The organism is Novacetimonas maltaceti (genome assembly GCF_002906255.1).
Classification (GTDB): Bacteria; Pseudomonadota; Alphaproteobacteria; order Acetobacterales; family Acetobacteraceae; genus Novacetimonas; species Novacetimonas maltaceti.
The window spans coordinates 61336-77545 of record NZ_POTC01000005.1 but is presented as its reverse complement, the minus strand read 5'-3'; the positions used below and the strand labels follow the sequence as shown (position 1 = coordinate 77545).

The window sequence follows — 16210 nt, the reverse complement described above, 5'->3', positions numbered from 1 at the left end:
TGAGTGACGGAAACCCGTTCGGCTCAAAGTCCAACTGATTGGAAATCAAGAAAGTGCCTGTAATCAGCCAAGACCCGCAGTAAACTGCGGTAAAGTAGCTGGCGTCCCGTACGGGATTCGAACCCGTGTTGCCGCCGTGAAAGGGCGGAAGGAATGCTATGACTTACCTTGAATTTTGCAAAAATACCTGACTTCCGCCACTTTTATATAACCGGGCGTCACTGCTTGTCACGGGGTATCTCCCTCCATTTGGCTCAAAATTGGCTCAATGGCTCAGGCCGAAACATTGACATTTTGGGCTGCCTCGCCCAGAAATTTCATTGATAATTTTGTAGCAGAGTGATGGCGTCCGAACTTCCTGAAGGTATGAGGCCCGCTGTCCTGACATACGTGCAGGCGGCAGAATATCTGGGCATCAGTCCGGGTCGGTTGCGGAATTTGAAATGGATGGGCCGAGGGCCCCGGTCTGTCACATATGGGACCCGCGACGTAAGGTTCCGAATCACTGATCTCGATGCCTGGCTGGATCAGAAAGCTGGTATTCAGTCTGCCCCACAACCTGCACGGAAGCGTGCGCCACGGCCCAGACGTCGCGGCGTCGGTATGTTGGCTACATTGGTGCTGCTTGGCGGCATGACGCTATTCGCAATGCTGATTAGGTTTATTTTTTCTTAGCATGCCATGCGTCTAAGGTTATGTGATTAACCAAGGCAGCATACACAATTTCCAGTTTTTTCTTTTGTTTTTGATCTAACTGTGGCACTGACGTTTAGTCGGCTATGGACCTCTTGGTCTGATTCCGTCGTATGTGGCGATGGCTTAGTTTGAAGATTGCCGAGGTTAGCGGATGTGGAAGCGCCAGAAACGGCAAAGCCGATCCGTCTCGCCAGTCTGATGGCAAGGCGTCCGAGGTCAATGATGGTCGAAAACCATCTGGCAGACGGGTTAATCGCAAGCTCCTGAAGCCCTCCGATTTAACAGTCGGTCAAAAAGGAGCTGGTAAGCATATGCACGGGCACAGGATCAGGGCGCGGGGAACCCATAGGGTGTCTGGTAGGCATCGTCGATTTGGGCTTGTACTTGCCGCCTTCTTGGGGTATATTACATTGGGGGCGAATGGTCTTGCGCCAACCACGAGTGGTGGGATGACAGCCGAACTTAGCTGGAATTCTGTTACCGGGAAGGATGCCGAGGTTAGCGGATGTGGAAGCGCCAGAAACGGCAAAGCCGATCCGTCTCGCCAGTCTGATGGCAAGGCGTCCGTGGTCAATGATGGTCGAAAACCATCTGGCAGCAGTCGCCTCGCTTGCTGGGGCTATATGAAGCAAGCGAGGCAGTGCCCTTTCCTTTTGATGGGAAGTGATTTTGAGTCAGTCAGCTCGCCAAGAATTGGCATCTCTCTCCAGACTTGAATTCGCGTGGAAGCAAATTTGGAGAAAAAGAGGGGCGAAGACTACTCCTGGGGTTGATGGGGTATCTGCTACTACTTTCAAAAATGAACGTATGAATCGTCTGCGTGAAATTCAAAGTAATATTCGTGACGGATATAAATTTAGTCTGTTGCGGGGGGTAGCAATACCCAAAACTGATCCTACAAAATTGAGATTAATCTGTATTCCTACGTTATCTGATCGGATAGTGCAGCGTGCCCTCGTCAATAAAATCGAGGAGCAGGCGGAAAAATTGGGACTTATTAATCCTGTCAGTTATGGCTTTATAAGAAACACAGAAAATCAGAACCGTGGCGTTAGAGGGGCGCAAAAAGCTGCCTGTGCGCTTCGTGAGAAAAAGCCGTGGGTTTTTAAAGCAGATATAGCTAAATTTTTTGACCGCATTAATCGTAAAGAATTAGCTGAAAAATTTTCGCGTCAATTTAAATTAAGATCGTTGACACCCTTGGTTTTGGGTGCAATCCAGTGCGAAGTCGCTGAAAGTAGTGAAAAAATCCGAAAAGCCACTATTCAGAATGGCATTCAGAGAGGGAGAGGCCTTCGACAAGGGATGCCGTTATCTCCCATACTAAGCAATTTTGTTTTAAAAGATTTTGATAGAGTTGTTGGAGCGCAATACTCAATGGTGCGCTATGCGGATGACCTACTTATTTTCACTGACACCGAATCTCAATGTATAGAAGCACGGAAAAAAGTTGAAGAAGAATTAAAAATTATTGGTCATGAATTGAGTGAAGAAAAGAGTCATATATATTCTCCATCACAACCAGTAGATTTTCTTGGTATGGCATTGGCTAGGCAGGAGAATGGGGAATGTTATTTTTATGTGTCTCCTGAGCAAATAAGGGAGATAAAGAAATCCATTTCAGAATATCATGACATTTCATGGTTAATATCACAAAATAAAGATATTGGGTATGTATTGAGAAGAATAAATTTTATGAAAAATGGATATTTATCTGCATATGATTATGCTTCAAACAGTAAGGATTTAAAAAATCAATTGGATCAAGCAGTACAAAAATGTGCCAATGTTCTTTATGGAACAATTTTTGGACGCGATTCCGTTCAAAATATTTCAAATCAATATCGTAAGTTCCTTATGCTTCCTTAATATTTAATTAAATAATAAAGGAAAAAGGGATAGAAATCATTCCAGTCTGGCTATCCCTGCAATCCCTCCCATAACCCCCCCTGTTTTACGATGGCGGCAATAACTGTGCGCAGTAGGGCATTATCATTGAGCATCTGTTTGCCCATCTTCTCATGTGCGTCCATCAACTCGATGGTCGCATTCATCCCTTCTTCCTGGAGATCAGGTGAATTGGCGAACTGATCCTTGGTATTGGCCTGAGCCTGTTCGCGCAATTTTTCCGATTCTGCCAGTTTGGTTTCCAGTCCCGTAACAAATGCCACCTTGTCTCCGTCCGTCAGATCACCTTCGAACAGATCATTGATGGCTTCGATAATACGAGAAAGTTGAACCTTCGCCTTGTCCTGCGGTAGCCCTGAACCGGCCTCTTTTATTGGTTCCAGCCCCTCTCCGGCTTCGTTCTTGAGCCCAAGCTTCTGCTTGCCAAGATCCTTCATACGATGATGCGTCAGGCGCAGGGTGGTTGTATCGACCGTCTCGCGCTCACGGTCGAATTTCAGCAGTGGCCAGAGCATTTTTGCAAAAAGATATAGCTTTTCATAATCCGGATTGCCGTAATTCAGCATCTGGCTGAAGAACTCGTACATCCGCATATAGGATGCCAGATCGCTCCGGAACTGGATCAGGCCATCAATCCGTTCCTTTGCCTCCTGCCGTTCATGCGAACCTTCCGGTTCGTCCTGAAAGATTTTCCGGGCTTCGCGATACCGGCCCAGCACGCGCGAGTTGACCGGCACGATAGCCGCATCAAGCTGCTGCTGCGTTGCTTTCGGATGTGTCAGGACATGGGCCACGCGATCAACTTCCGGCTGATCGTATAACCCGGCATCATCCAGTTTGTGGCGCAGGTTTACCACGCAGTTCGGATCACTGAGGTCAGCCAGTTCGGCCCTGGTGTAATATTGCTGGAATGCCTTGAGGATATCTTCGGGGTCGTTCTCGAAATCCACAACGAAGGTCATGTCCTTGCCGGGATAGCAACGGTTCAGCCGCGAGAGCGTCTGGACCGCCTGAATGCCACCCAACTTACGGTCCACATACATACCGCACAGCAACGGCTGATCGAACCCGGTCTGGAATTTGTTGGCCACGATCAGAATCCGCCATGGGTCTTCGGCAAAAACCTCCCGCAGGTCGCGCCCCTTCAGGGCAGGATTGATGTTGCTTTCCGTAAATGGCTCCGGGCCACTTTCCGGGTCATCGACCTCACCCGAGAACGCAGCCAGCAACCCGAACGGATAATGCCTTTCCTTAACGTAGCGATCCATCGCCAGCTTCCAGCGCACTGCTTCCTTGCGGCTGGCGGTTACCACCATGGCCCGTGCCTTGCCGCCAAGGAGCGGCTGCACATTCTGGCGGAAATGCTCCACCACGATCTGAACACGCGCGGCGATATTGGTCGGGTGCAGCCGCACCCACTTCATCAGCACCTTCTTGGCTTCCGAAGCCTCGACTTCCGTCTCATCCAGAACCTGACCGTTCTGGCTCAGGCGAAAGGCCTGTTTCCATGATACATAATTCTGCAAGACATCAAGGATGAAGCCCTCCTCAATCGCCTGGCGCATGGAATAGATGTGGAATGCTTCGGGCTTGTTGTTCTCACCCTTGGGCTGGTCGGGGTGCGGCAGACGCCCGAACAGTTCCAGGGTCTTGGCCTTTGGCGTGGCGGTAAAGGCGATAAAGGAAATACCCATATCCGCAGCAGGCCGCTGTGCCATTTCCGCTGCCAGCAGGTCTTCTGTGCTGACCTCCCCGCCATCGGCAAGTTCTGCCAGTTCTCCCGCTGAAAGGGCCGCCTTCAGTTTGCTGGCTGATGCGCCAGTCTGGGAAGAATGAGCTTCATCCGCGATTACGGCGAAATGCTTGCCCTCGGTCGCCGCAAGCTGGCGGATTTCTTCGAGCGCGAAGGGAAAGGTCTGGATCGTGCAGATAATGATTTTCTTGCCCGCATGCAGGGCTTCTGCAAGTTCCTGGCTTTTGCTGCCACTATTGCCGGAAATGGAGGCCACCACGCCGCGCGTGCGCTCAAAACTCTCGATTGTTTCCGAAAGCTGCCGGTCCAGTACCGTCCGGTCCGACACCACAACCACGGTATCGAACATCTTGTGATTATGCTGGTCATGCAGATCAGACAGGAAATGCGCCGTCCAGGCGATGGAGTTCGTCTTGCCCGAACCTGCGGAATGCTGGATCAGGTAACGCTGGCCCGGACCTTCCGCCACAATGGTGGCAACCAGAAGCCGTGTGGCGGCCAGCTGGTGATAGCGGGGAAAGATCCAGCCCGTGATCTTCCCCTTTTTCTTCACCGGGATGATGTAGCGGCCCAGAATATCCAGCCATGAGTCCGGCTGCCAGACTTCGCGCCACAGATAGGCCGTGGTGCTGGGATTGCCTGCCCCGCCATCATTCCCCTGATTGAACGGCAGAAAACGGCTGTGCGCGCCCTCCAGATGCGTGCACATCATCACGTCGCTGTTGCTGATGGCAAAATGCACCACTGCCCCACCGGGGACCGAGAGCAATGGTTCTGCCGGTTTGCCGGGTGGCTTGGGCAGACGGTCGGTGCAGTACTGCTCCACCGCATCCTGAACCGACTGGGTATAGTTTGACTTCAGTTCCGCCGTTGCCACGGGCACGCCGTTCAGAAACAGCACCAGATCCAGTTCGTTGCCGTTGCTGGCTGAATAGCGCACCTGGCGCACTACGCGCAGGCGATTGGCGTTGTAGCGATGTTGCAAATGCGGATTCATCGTCAGCGCCGGGCGGAACTGGCAGATCTTCAGCGTTTTTGTCAGCCCGATAATGTCCAGTCCGTCACGCAGGACAACCAGCGCGCCGCGCGTGTTCAGGGCATCGCGCACACGCTGGCACAGCACGGTCCCTGCTGCTGCGCCATGCGTCTTTTCCAGTGTTTCCCATGCATCCGGTTCGCACTCACGCACCCATGCCAGCAGGTCTTCGGGGAACAGGGACAGGCCGACGTCGTAGCGGCTGGCAGACCCTTCCTCATACAGCCAGCCGGAGCGGCCGAGATAGTCGCAGATTTCCGATTCCAGATGGTGTTCCTTGTGGAGGTCGGTCATGAGTCGGCCTCCTCGTCAGGAATGGCCGCCAACTGTTGGGCCTGCCAGTCGCGGAATGTGATGTCCGGGTTATCTTCCAGCTTCCATGCAGCAGGCCCACTAACGGCATGGCCAAACACGACGGCAGCCGCCGCACTTGGGCTTCTGAATGCATAATCCTTGGTGAACACCCGATGTTCGCCAGCCATCTGCAGAATGCCGGAGCGTACCAGTTCCTCATGCAGCGGTTTATAGGTGCCTTCCCCGTGCCATTCAGTCCTGGCCTGGGACCCTGCCTCGACAACAAATTCACCGTCCTGAAAGATGGCTTTTGCCGTCAGGTCAATGCGTGGTTTGTGCAGGAAAAAGCGGGCTGTCTCCGTTGTGGTAGGGTTCGTTCCTGCTTCCGGCGCTTCAAAAGCGGGAACCGGTCGCGATGACCCCGCCGGGCGACTGCGCTGGATGAACATATCCACCCGGATGGCGGGCAGGACCACCATCAGGTTGGCAAGGAAGGCTTCCATCTTGGCAATGTCGGCTTCCGTCAGTCCCGGCAGGGAGGGCGAGTTGCCGTTATGCAGCGGGGTATGCCCGATCTCCCGCGCCATCGTGACCAGCCGCGCTTCCAGATATTTCACATGTGCCTTGTTGAGCCGGTTTGCGCTGGCGGAGACCAGCACGGCCGTTTCCCACCAGTCCTTGTCTGTTGCCGCCGCATGTTGCTTCAGCCGTGTGCTGAGGTCCTCGGCTTCCCCGATATAGGCGAAATCCTGCCCGTCCTTTTCACCCAGCAGCAAGTATACACCTGCATAACCGGCTTCCTGCCGTCGCAGTGCCTCGGTCAGACGCGTGCGCGGCGTGACGAACACATGTCCCGTCCAGTTGAACAGTTCGGCGGTCACCATACCGTCTGGATGACCGTCGATATAGAAAAGTTCCAGAGAGCGGCCTTTTGTGTCGATCATGCTGCGTTGGCCTTGTTCTGGTTACGAACGTCAATCTTTCCGGTGACGGCGGCAGAGATGAGTGCGGCGCGGCGTTCATATGCTAAATTAATGAATTGATTGGCATTTCCAATGGATTCTGCTTCGTCATTACAATTTAGATTTTTTAAAATATGACGTTGGATTTCTACTGGTGGAACAGGAAAAAGCATTTCTAAAATAGTTCCTTGTCCAATATTAACCATTGATTGACTGGCTCCAGAAGCAGCAATTTCAATGACATGACGACCAGCGGACGATTGCAAAAAAAAACTTAGATATTCCGGAAGGCAGAATTCCGGCCTTGTTCGCAATCTGAATATTTTATCGCAAATCATAAGACGCGAATAATTGCGTTCAGCGACAGCAGACCGACCGACAAGATCACGTGTATTTGCTCGCGAAACCAAGACATCGCCAGCACGCACTTGGAGATTTTCATTGCCATCCAGCGTTTCTGGCAAAACCTTGTTTTCGGATGGATCAAATATACCCGTATTAACACAGCCTACTTTCAAAACTGCCCATTCGGAATCAGAAGATCGAGGATAGTTCTCGCATTGTGGGCTCCAACCTTGCTCGATTGTTAATAGAATATTCTTAACGCGCATCATTTCCCACCCTTCCGGCACCATCCCGATCCACGGGATACCTGAGTCCTTCATGGGGGCGTTGGGGTTCAGGCCTTTTGTGACGGCGTGGGAGATGACGGCCTGCCGCTTTTCCGCAAGCAGGGCAATCAGTCGTTCCTGTTCGGCAATCAAGGCGTCAATCTTCCCGCACTCACGGTCCAAAAAGCTGGCTATTGCCTGCTGTTCGGGGAGTGGGGGAATGGGAATACGAAAACTTCTAATTTTCTCTTGATTGATATTTGGCTGGCCACCACCAGAAGAAAGTAGAAGCAAAGCTTCTTTCGCGTTTAAGAGACTATAAAATATAAATTTAAAATGAACATTTTTGGGATATGCCAAGGCACAACACGCTTGATTTGTAGTTGCATCTACTCCCAACCATCCCAAACGTCCCGTTGTTGCTCCGTACATTGCAACTAAAAGGGTGCCTGGCGGATAGATTTTCAATGCTGAAAAAACATTTAACGCTCCTGAAGAAATATTTTTTTCCGTAGAGAATATTTCCGCTTCTCGCAATTCTCCTGTTGTTACCCATGGGATATTCCCACGATAATATTCATCATTATTGGCAGATGGAGTTGTCCCGCTAGAAATATTTTCAAATACAAAAGACAATTGAGATAAATTCCAGCCTGTGGGGATCTCTCCAACCCACTTAAGCCCACTCTCCTTATAAGCTGGATACTTCGGAAAACTCATGCCGAAAGCTCCCCAAGCATCATCATTATTTTCGCGGTCACCTCTTTCAGATCGGCATTAATCTCCGCAAGCGGACGCGGCGGCTCAAACACATAGAAATACCGGTTAAACGGAATTTCGTAGCCGATCTTTGTCTTGTCCTCGTCAATCCACGCATCCGGGGTATGGGGCAGGACTTCGCGCTTGAAGTAGGCGTGAATGTCCTCATTCAGCGGCACGTTTTCCGTATCGCGCAGGCTGCTGTCGGGCATGGGCTTGCCCTTCGTCTTGCCGCGCTGGCCGAGGACGATATTGCCATCCTCATCACGCTGCGGGCGCTCCACCGTGATGGTCTGATAGCCAAAATCTTCATTGCGGAAGATACGGCTCAGCGGGGCGAGCCTGACCTTACCGCCTTCGGGGGGGGCGGGCGGTTCCGCACCCTTGGCCACGACTTCGCGCGTCTGCGTGCCATCGGCGGTGGTGATGGTGGCAAGTTGTGCGTCCTGCGCATTGCGGAACAGGCGGGTGACAAGCGTAATGTCATCCTCCCCCATTTCCTTGCGCTTGGAGCCAAGGCTTTTGCGCATTTTCTGCCAGAAGGAAGATGCGTCGATCAACTGCACCTTGCCCTTGCGGTTCTTCGGCTTGCGGTTGGTCAGCACCCAGACATAGGTGGCGATGCCGGTGTTGAAGAACATGTCGGTCGGCAGCGCGATGATGGCTTCCACCAGATCTTCTTCCAGCACGAAACGCCGAATTTCAGATTCACCGGAGCCAGCAGCGCCGGTGAACAGGGGCGAGCCGTTCAGGACAATACCAAAGCGCGCGCCGCCATCCTTTGCAGGACGCATCTTATGCACGAGATGGAGCAGGAACAGCATGGAACCGTCCGAGATACGGGGCAGGCCGGGACCGAAGCGGCCATCATAACGCAGCTTTTCATGCTCGGCCCGAACGGCTTTCTCAACCTTCTTCCATTCCACGCCGAAAGGCGGATTGGAAAGCATGTAGTCGAATTTGTAATCCGCCAGTTCGTCATCAGAAAGCGTATTGCCAAGGCGGATATTGCTGACATCCTGATTGCGGATCAGCATGTCGGCCTTGCAGATGGCATAGGATTCCGGGTTCAGTTCCTGTCCGAACATGGTCAGGCGTGCATCCGGGTTATGATCCAGCAGGAATTCTTCCGCAACCGAGAGCATGCCGCCGGTGCCAGCCGTCGGGTCATAGATGGTGCGCACGGCCGGGTTGCCGGGGGTCAGCAGGTCGTCATCCTCGGCAAAAATCAGGTTCACCATCAGCTTGATGACTTCGCGCGGGGTGAAGTGCTCCCCCGCCGTTTCATTGGAGGCTTCAGAGAACTTGCGGATCAGTTCCTCGAACACCTGCCCCATCTGGTGGTTATCGACAGCCTTGTCGCTGAGGTCGAAGCTTACGAATTTTTCCAGAACCAGATAGAGCAGATTGGCCTTTGCCAGGCGGTCTGTCTGCTCGGTGAAGCGGAAATGATCGAAGATGTCGCGCGCGGCAGGCGAAAAGGCATTGATGTAGGCAGAAAGGTTCTGGGTCAGGTTGTCCGGGTCGCCCAGCACGTCTTTCAGGGTAAAGTCAGACGTGTTCACGAATTTCAAACCGGCGGCTTTTTCCATGAACGGCATCGGATCGATGCCTTTGCTTTCCCACTTCGCCTTTTCCTTGAGCACTTTGTCCCGAGTGGGGATCAACACGGCGTCGAGGCGGCGGAGGACGGTGAAAGGCAGAATGACGCGCCCATATTCTGCGGGTCTGAAATCCCCGCGTAGAAGATCAGCTACCTGCCAGATCATGGAGGACAGGGAGGTCGTGCGGGGTGTTATGCTCATGGGGAAATCTGGTCCGGTAGCGAAATCATGTGAATTTTTTAGTCTTGAAAGTGCTGCCTAAGCCAGACTGAGAACGCGTCTTCCTCCATTGCGCCAGATGCAAGGGCAACCATGGTTTCGACGGCTTCCGGGGCGCTAACCTGCACACGCGTTCCATTCAGCCGAAGGAAAAGGATGCAGCAGCTTCAGGCTGTTTGCGTATTAGCGTCATTGAAGGGATGATTACGGGCAATGCCATAAGCATATGCGGCCGCTAAAGTCGCGATGTCCGGCGGATCGGATTCCGCATAATGCCAGCGGTTTTCTGGACGGGCTAACGCACTGTGCAGCAGGTCTTCACTTTTAATTCCATGGGTTCCGCCGTATTCCTTCAGGGCCTGATCGTGCATAAACAGCACCACATCAGGCTCCAGAAATTCGGGCGTATCCGACATTACCGCTTGGCCAGTTCCTGAAGGACATCAGCCTGCTCACGCAACGTTTCACGCGCCATCTGCATCTGGCGTTCCAGTTTGAGATTGCGCTTCACCAGCTTGATGCCGTCAGCCATTTCAACAAGTGTCAGTTCCTGCCCGACCTCCAGACCCAGTCGGATACGCGTTTCGGCAGGCAGGGTGACACCGACAGAGTTTCCCTGTTTGCGAATAATGACCGTTTCCACTGGCTTCACTCCGTATTACACAAAGTAATACGTATCAGGACCGCTTGGGATACGGCAAGCTAAAACAAATTGTCACTGGGTCCGCTATCACACTGATCCCCCCGCAACCTGACCATCCGTTTTCTGCCAAATCATCTGATCGTCAGGTTACGCTCTCTGGAAACATGGCATAAAATTATGTTGGCCCGGCACGGGAGGGGGTCAACGGGGGAGGTCACTCCCCCTTGTCAGGCAGGTAATGAGGACAGGGAGCGCAGCGAAATGTGCTCCATTTCCGATGCCTGGCTCTATCCCAATCCCATGCCTGTTTCCCGTTTTCGGAATCATGCACCGGAAAGTGGTATGATGGGCTGTCATCATGGGGAGTGATGACAGTGACTGGCACCCGAAAAACATATAACGCCCATATCCGCCTGACGCGACAGGAGCATGAGCGGATTGCTGCCGCCAGCGGTGGGAACATGTCCCGCTGGTTCCGTGCTGTCGCCCTTGACGCCATGGCGAATGGTGGCCCCCATCTTCATGCCGACATGCTGGATATCCGCAACCAGTTGGCAGCGCTTGGCAATAACCTGAACCAGTTGGCCCGACGGGTGAACGCAGGGGTAGCGGTAACAGGGCTTCAGGAGGCCACGGATGAACTCAGGGCCACGGCGCTCCGGGTGACAAAGGTGCTCCGGAAAGTCCGTTGACATGATCATCAAGTCAACGCGCATCCGGGCAACCGCACGCAGCATGACCCAAATTGTCTGCCACCTTCTGGACAAGCCCGATGAAAATGAAGTCATCCACCTGATCCGGGGATCACGGGCGGATGTAAGAATGGCGTTCGATGACGCCCGTGATTTTGGCCGGAAGAACGCGGTGGCCCACTTCATCCTTGCCAGTCAGGAAAAACTGGACCCACGGCAGGTCCGGGATGCCATTGCGACGATTGGCGACGAATTCGGCTTTTCACGTGACGACGTGAAGCTGTGTGTCCGCCACCAGAAAAGCCGCCATGATGGGGAAAGCTGGAATCAGCATTTTCATCTTCTGGTGCAGATGGTGAATCCGGAGAATGGCCGCGTCATGGACATGTCGCACAGTTACGCGCGACAGGAAAAGATCGAACGCATTTTCGAGGTGAAGAACGGCCTGCGCCTGCTGAAAGGACGACACAACCGGGCCGTTCTGCAAGCCATTACCGACCCGACGATCCGGGACCGTCTGACTAGTTTGGCCCAAGGCGGTCTGGATGGACATGCCTATACCGCGACGGCCAAGGAAACCGGCAAACGACTCGGTGTAGACAGGGCTGCGATCCGGCAGGAAGTCCGGACACTCTGGTCCCAGTCAGATGGTTGGAAAGCCTTTCGCACCGCCATTGAGGAGCGGGGATGGCGCGTCGGGCCGGGGACACGAAAACCGGACGTTATCATACTGACGGACGGTGAAGGCCGGATGCTGGGTTCCCTGTGCAGGCTACTGGGAATGAAAAAAGCGGAACTGGCATGGCGTATGTTGCCCGATGGCATCACTCCCAAAGTGTCCGGCCCATCTTCCGGGAAACAACTGCCCGAGAAGGTGACGCGATCATCATCAGGAAGCAATCAGGCTGAAACGCTTGGCAGGCAGAGAAAAACCACACCGGTTACCCCATCATCAAAAGGGCATTGGCTTGACCCGGTCCGTGAGCAGATCATCTCCACCATGACGCTGAACCTGCAAGGCAAGTCAGAGGAATTCCGGCGTGCGGAAATTGCGACGGCGGAGCGTGCCAAGGCGCAGGCAGATGCGAGCACCCAGCAACTAGCCGAGCAGAAGAAATTTTACAGGGATTTCTGCCGTATGATTGATGAACTGTTGGCATCAAGGCAGGCGGTCCTGCCACCAGCGCCACAGATCAGGGCCATCGACGAGATTGCAGCGGAATGCGAGTCTAAAATCACCAGCGCATACACGGCATACCGGAAGGCGGATGAGTGGGGCTTCCTGAACCCATGGCGGATTTTACGCCGGCGGCAGTTGGATGCAGCGCTGAAGGCGTCGGGCTTTGACGCTCATGATATGAATGCCGCTACCGTCATCCGTGAAGGCCTGCCAGCGGCGATGACGCAAGTGGCGCAAGCCATACAGAGGCAGGAACGTAGGAAGCATCGGGAATGGGAACGGCATCCCAATGTCCAGGCGTATGAGGCTTTCAGGACTGATCTTCGCCAGCTTCAAAACAGGCTTCATGACGTTCCCGACAGCCGCCTTATGGAGATGGCGCTGAAAGACCCATCTGCCGCTATACGGGAAATGAAGCGGCAAGGCGTCACTGGGGCACAAAAATCGGATTACGGGGAACGAATATCTACCAGTCCAGCCCCACAACCGTCGCCTAAACGGTCAAGGCAACCAAAGAACGGGATTTCGGACATTGAAATATGAAAGCCATGCAAGCACAGCTTTCATATCCGTTTTCAGCGGGTCTGTTTTGCGGCTCGATCAGCCAGATCGGAAAGGTCAGGCTGGTAATACCGATCCAATGATTTCAAGTCGCGGTGGCCCGTGATCCGCTTGAGGTCCATTGGGTTGGGAAACAGTTTTGCGAGGCGGGATGTCGCTTCATGGCGGAGGTCATGGAACGTCAGGTCATGAACTCCGAATTTTTTTATCTGCCGTCCGAACCGAAGGGAAAATGAGTCTTCTGATCCCACATAAAATACATGCGCCTCAGGATCAGGAACGGATGACCGCATCGCCAGCTTTTCCAGCAGGATCGATTTTGCACCGGGCATGAGGGGACGGATTTCCGGCCCCTGTACCTTGGCGGTTCGCATGTTCTTCGTTTGTTGCAGGCTGAGCAGGTTGCGCTTCATGTCAACATCACACCAGCGCAGAGCCATGGCTTCTCCCCGACGTGTGCCCTGTTCGATTGCAAAGCGCACAATCAGGACATCATCGGGATATTCCGTCTTGGACATGGCTTCCAGGATCAGGTCGTATTCTTTCCCGACCAGGCGGCGATTGCGTTTTTTATCCGCGCCTTCCGGACGTTTGACGATCTTGGCAGAGGCATTGTTGTCCATGTGGATATCCCACTCGGACACTGCGTGGCGAATGATGCTCGCGAGTAGGTTGAGGCGCTTGACGACCGTGCCTTTCGCAAAGCCCGTCTCAATCATCCGGTCACGAAATCCACGTACGTCAGCAGGTTTCCATTTGCCTGCCATGCAGGATGCTACAGGATCATCAAGGAGGGCAGGGATATGACCGATGCGGTCATTCTCCCTGTGGAGCATGCACTCATCCCGATAGCGTTCGATCAACTGACGGATCGGGATGCGGTCGATGGCGGAGGTATCACGAAACTGGCCCAGATCGATCTCGGCCCGTTTTTCATTGAGCCAACGTCGAGCCAAAGCGGCTGAGGCGAATGTTTTGCGGATACGTTTGCCGTCCACCATCTTCCGGGCTTGGTACTGGCTGGGGCCACGATACCAGACGCCTTTTGGCAGCGCTCTGCCCGTAGTGGGGTCGATATTCGTCTTTTGTGATTCGCTTTGGAAAAGCCCTGATATCACTGAGCCATCCCTGAGTGACGGAAACCCGTTTGGCTCAGGATTGGCTCAAAGTCCAACTAATTGGAAATCAGGAAAGTGCCTGTAATCAGCCAAGACCCGCAGTAAACTGCGGTAAAGTAGCTGGCGTCCCGTACGGGATTCGAACCCGTGTTGCCGCCGTGAAAGGGCGGTGTCCTAGGCCTCTAGACGAACGGGACTAAAGGCGTGAGCGGGTAGATATCCTGACATGGGGGGGCGGTCAACCCCCTGAAATCAGAATATGAAAATTAATTCGCAAAAGCCGCGTCACGGATGAAGAAACTGGCGGTCGTGCGGCCGTTCCATGTCTGGGCCTGCAACCATCCGGCCAGATGCAGCGGCGGGGCGTTGCGATCCTCCAGCACTGGCGTCATGGGATTGTCACCGGCGCGGAACAGCAGCGCCTTCAGGCGCGGGCCGCCGCCTTCCCCCTCGATCAGCAACCTCAGCGTATTGCCTTCGCGCCCGATACGGTCGGCGCGCACGATGCGCACGCGCGGCAGCGCCAGCAGCGGTTCGTCATTGCCCGACCCGAACGGGGCCAGGCGCCCGATATCGTTCGCCAGTTCCACCGTCGCGGCAGGGACGCCCACGACGCCTTCGATGCTCAGGTCCACCGCATCGGGCAATGCCGCCGCCTTCTCCAGCCGTTCATCAAGGAACGCATGCAGCGCGGAAATGTTTTCCGCCTTCAGGCCGAACCCCGCCGCCATCGCGTGTCCCCCGCCCGATGTCAGGAGGCCCGCCTGCCGCGCCGCGATGATGGCCGTGCCAAGGTCGATTCCCGGCACGGACCGTGCCGATCCCTTGACCGTCCCGTCCTCCAGCATCGCACCGACCAGGACAGGGCGGTTGAACCTTTCCTTCACCCGTCCCGCCACGATGCCCACCACGCCGGGGTGCCAGTCACGACCGCACAGCAGCAGGACGGGATGGCCTTCCTCACGCTGGCGGGTGGCCATCTCCATCGCGATGTCGAGGATATCGCCCTCCACCGTTTGGCGACGGCGGTTGACCGCATCCAGGCGCTCCGCCAGGCGCCGGGCTTCGGCCTCGTCCTCGCACAGCAGCAGTTCCAGCCCCAGTCCCGATTCCGCGATCCGCCCGCCCGCATTGATGCGCGGGCCAAGGGCGAAGCCACAGGTGGTGGAGGTCAGCCGGTCATCGCTGACGCCCGCAACGTCGAGCAGCGCGTTCAGGCCGATCCGCTGGCGACGGCCCATGACCTTCATGCCCTGCGTGACAAAGGCGCGGTTCAGCCCCGTCAGCGGCATGACGTCACACACGCTCGCCAGCGCCACGAGGTCGAGATAGTCCATCAGTTGCGGGACGGGCCGCGCCTCGAACCATCCCTCGCGGCGCAGCAGGCTCGTGGTGGCGACGACCGCCATGAAGGTCACGGCGGCGGCGCACGCCCCATGCAGGCGCGAGGTGCAGTCCAGCCGGTTCGGGTTGACCGTCGCCGTGATGCGCGGCAGCGCGCCCTGCACCTTGTGATGGTCCAGCACGATGATGTCCGCCCGTGCCGAGAGGGGGGAGAGGATGTCCGCCGCCGCCGTGCCGCAGTCCACGCAGACGATCAGGCCCGCGCCCTTGTCGATCATCGCCTCCAGCGCGGGGGTATTGGGTCCATAGCCCTCGCTCATGCGGTCAGGGACATGGGTGATGACGCGACAGCCCATCTGCCGCAGGAAATGCGTCAGCAGCGCCGCCGAACAGGCGCCATCCACGTCATAGTCGCCAAAGATGCCGACGGTTTCCGATGTCCTGATGGCCTGCGCCAGTCGCTGCGCCGCTTTGTCCATGTCGATCATGCCGGCCGGGTCGGGCATCAGCGCGCGCAGGGTGGGGCTGAGGAAATCCTGCACGGCGTCGGGCGCGATCCCGCGCATCGCCAGCATGCGTCCGACCACTTCGGGCACGCCGGCCTGCTGCATGATCGCCATGCCCATGCGCGCCGTAAGCCCGGCATCGCGCGTGGCCGACGCATCGCGCCACAGCCACCGCCGCCCCGTCAGGCTGGAGCGCACGCCCAGCACAAGGGCATCATCCGTATCGTCCACCGTGTCCGCCGCCAGCATCCCGTCCGTCGTCATGCCGTTCATGCCCGCGCCCCCGTCGCGGTATGCAGGGGCAGGGGGCTGCGGGCGGCGGGG

The 16210-nt window shown here is 55.3% G+C and carries 11 protein-coding genes, 2 tRNA genes and 1 pseudogene; 4 read left to right on the top strand and 10 right to left on the bottom strand.

Annotated elements, in window-relative coordinates:
* Positions 1–99: 99 nt before the first annotated feature.
* Positions 100–184, bottom strand: a tRNA-OTHER gene (locus KMAL_RS17115).
* 158 nt (positions 185–342) lie between these two features.
* On the opposite strand from KMAL_RS17115, the gene KMAL_RS17855 reads away from it, so the two are divergent.
* A complete protein-coding gene (locus KMAL_RS17855; protein WP_110094342.1) occupies positions 343–675 on the top strand; it encodes a helix-turn-helix domain-containing protein in 333 nt (110 codons plus the stop codon).
* A gap of 690 nt (positions 676–1365) precedes the next feature.
* Complete coding sequence (locus KMAL_RS03360) at positions 1366–2565, top strand: reverse transcriptase domain-containing protein (protein WP_146044140.1); 1200 nt, start codon at positions 1366–1368, stop codon at positions 2563–2565.
* 50 nt (positions 2566–2615) lie between these two features.
* Here the strand turns inward: KMAL_RS03360 and KMAL_RS03355 are convergent, their stop codons facing one another.
* The 6 genes and pseudogenes from KMAL_RS03355 to KMAL_RS03330 form a co-directional block, all read right to left on the bottom strand.
* A complete protein-coding gene (locus KMAL_RS03355) occupies positions 2616–5687 on the bottom strand; it encodes a type I restriction endonuclease subunit R (protein ID WP_110094340.1) in 3072 nt (1023 codons plus the stop codon).
* Positions 5684–6631, bottom strand: coding sequence for a GIY-YIG nuclease family protein (locus KMAL_RS03350; protein WP_110094339.1), 948 nt, complete (start codon positions 6629–6631; stop codon positions 5684–5686). The genes KMAL_RS03355 and KMAL_RS03350 overlap by 4 nt, the downstream gene beginning before the upstream one ends.
* Positions 6628–7980, bottom strand: a complete 1353-nt coding sequence (locus KMAL_RS03345) for a restriction endonuclease subunit S (RefSeq protein WP_110094338.1) — start codon at positions 7978–7980, stop codon at positions 6628–6630. Before KMAL_RS03345 ends, KMAL_RS03350 begins: the two co-directional genes overlap by 4 nt.
* Positions 7977–9788, bottom strand: a complete 1812-nt coding sequence (locus tag KMAL_RS03340; protein WP_110094378.1) for a type I restriction-modification system subunit M — start codon at positions 9786–9788, stop codon at positions 7977–7979. The genes KMAL_RS03345 and KMAL_RS03340 overlap by 4 nt, the downstream gene beginning before the upstream one ends.
* A 74-nt stretch (positions 9789–9862) precedes the next feature.
* Positions 9863–10258 (bottom strand): annotated as a pseudogene (locus KMAL_RS03335) (type II toxin-antitoxin system death-on-curing family toxin).
* Positions 10258–10485: an AbrB/MazE/SpoVT family DNA-binding domain-containing protein gene (locus tag KMAL_RS03330; RefSeq protein ID WP_110094337.1), complete on the bottom strand. Its 228-nt coding sequence runs from the start codon at positions 10483–10485 to the stop codon at positions 10258–10260. Before KMAL_RS03330 ends, KMAL_RS03335 begins: the two are co-directional and overlap by 1 nt.
* Positions 10486–10853: 368 nt before the next feature.
* Between KMAL_RS03330 and KMAL_RS03325 the strand changes: the two genes are divergently transcribed.
* Together KMAL_RS03325 and KMAL_RS03320 are read left to right on the top strand one after the other, a co-directional pair.
* A complete protein-coding gene (locus KMAL_RS03325) occupies positions 10854–11177 on the top strand; it encodes a plasmid mobilization protein (protein WP_110094336.1) in 324 nt (107 codons plus the stop codon).
* Between the two features lies 1 nt (position 11178).
* Positions 11179–12900 (top strand): relaxase/mobilization nuclease domain-containing protein, encoded by a 1722-nt coding sequence (locus tag KMAL_RS03320; protein ID WP_110094335.1) that lies wholly within the window; start codon positions 11179–11181, stop codon positions 12898–12900.
* A gap of 32 nt (positions 12901–12932) precedes the next feature.
* Here the strand turns inward: KMAL_RS03320 and KMAL_RS03315 are convergent, their stop codons facing one another.
* From KMAL_RS03315 to recJ, 3 genes are all read right to left on the bottom strand, one after another.
* Positions 12933–13919, bottom strand: coding sequence for a site-specific integrase (locus KMAL_RS03315; RefSeq protein WP_180999734.1), 987 nt, complete (start codon positions 13917–13919; stop codon positions 12933–12935).
* 238 nt (positions 13920–14157) lie between these two features.
* Positions 14158–14233 (bottom strand) — tRNA-Glu (locus tag KMAL_RS03310).
* A 69-nt stretch (positions 14234–14302) separates the two neighbouring features.
* Positions 14303–16150, bottom strand: a complete 1848-nt coding sequence (gene recJ, locus KMAL_RS03305; RefSeq protein WP_110094333.1) for a single-stranded-DNA-specific exonuclease RecJ — start codon at positions 16148–16150, stop codon at positions 14303–14305.
* Between the last annotated feature and the right edge of the window lie 60 nt (positions 16151–16210).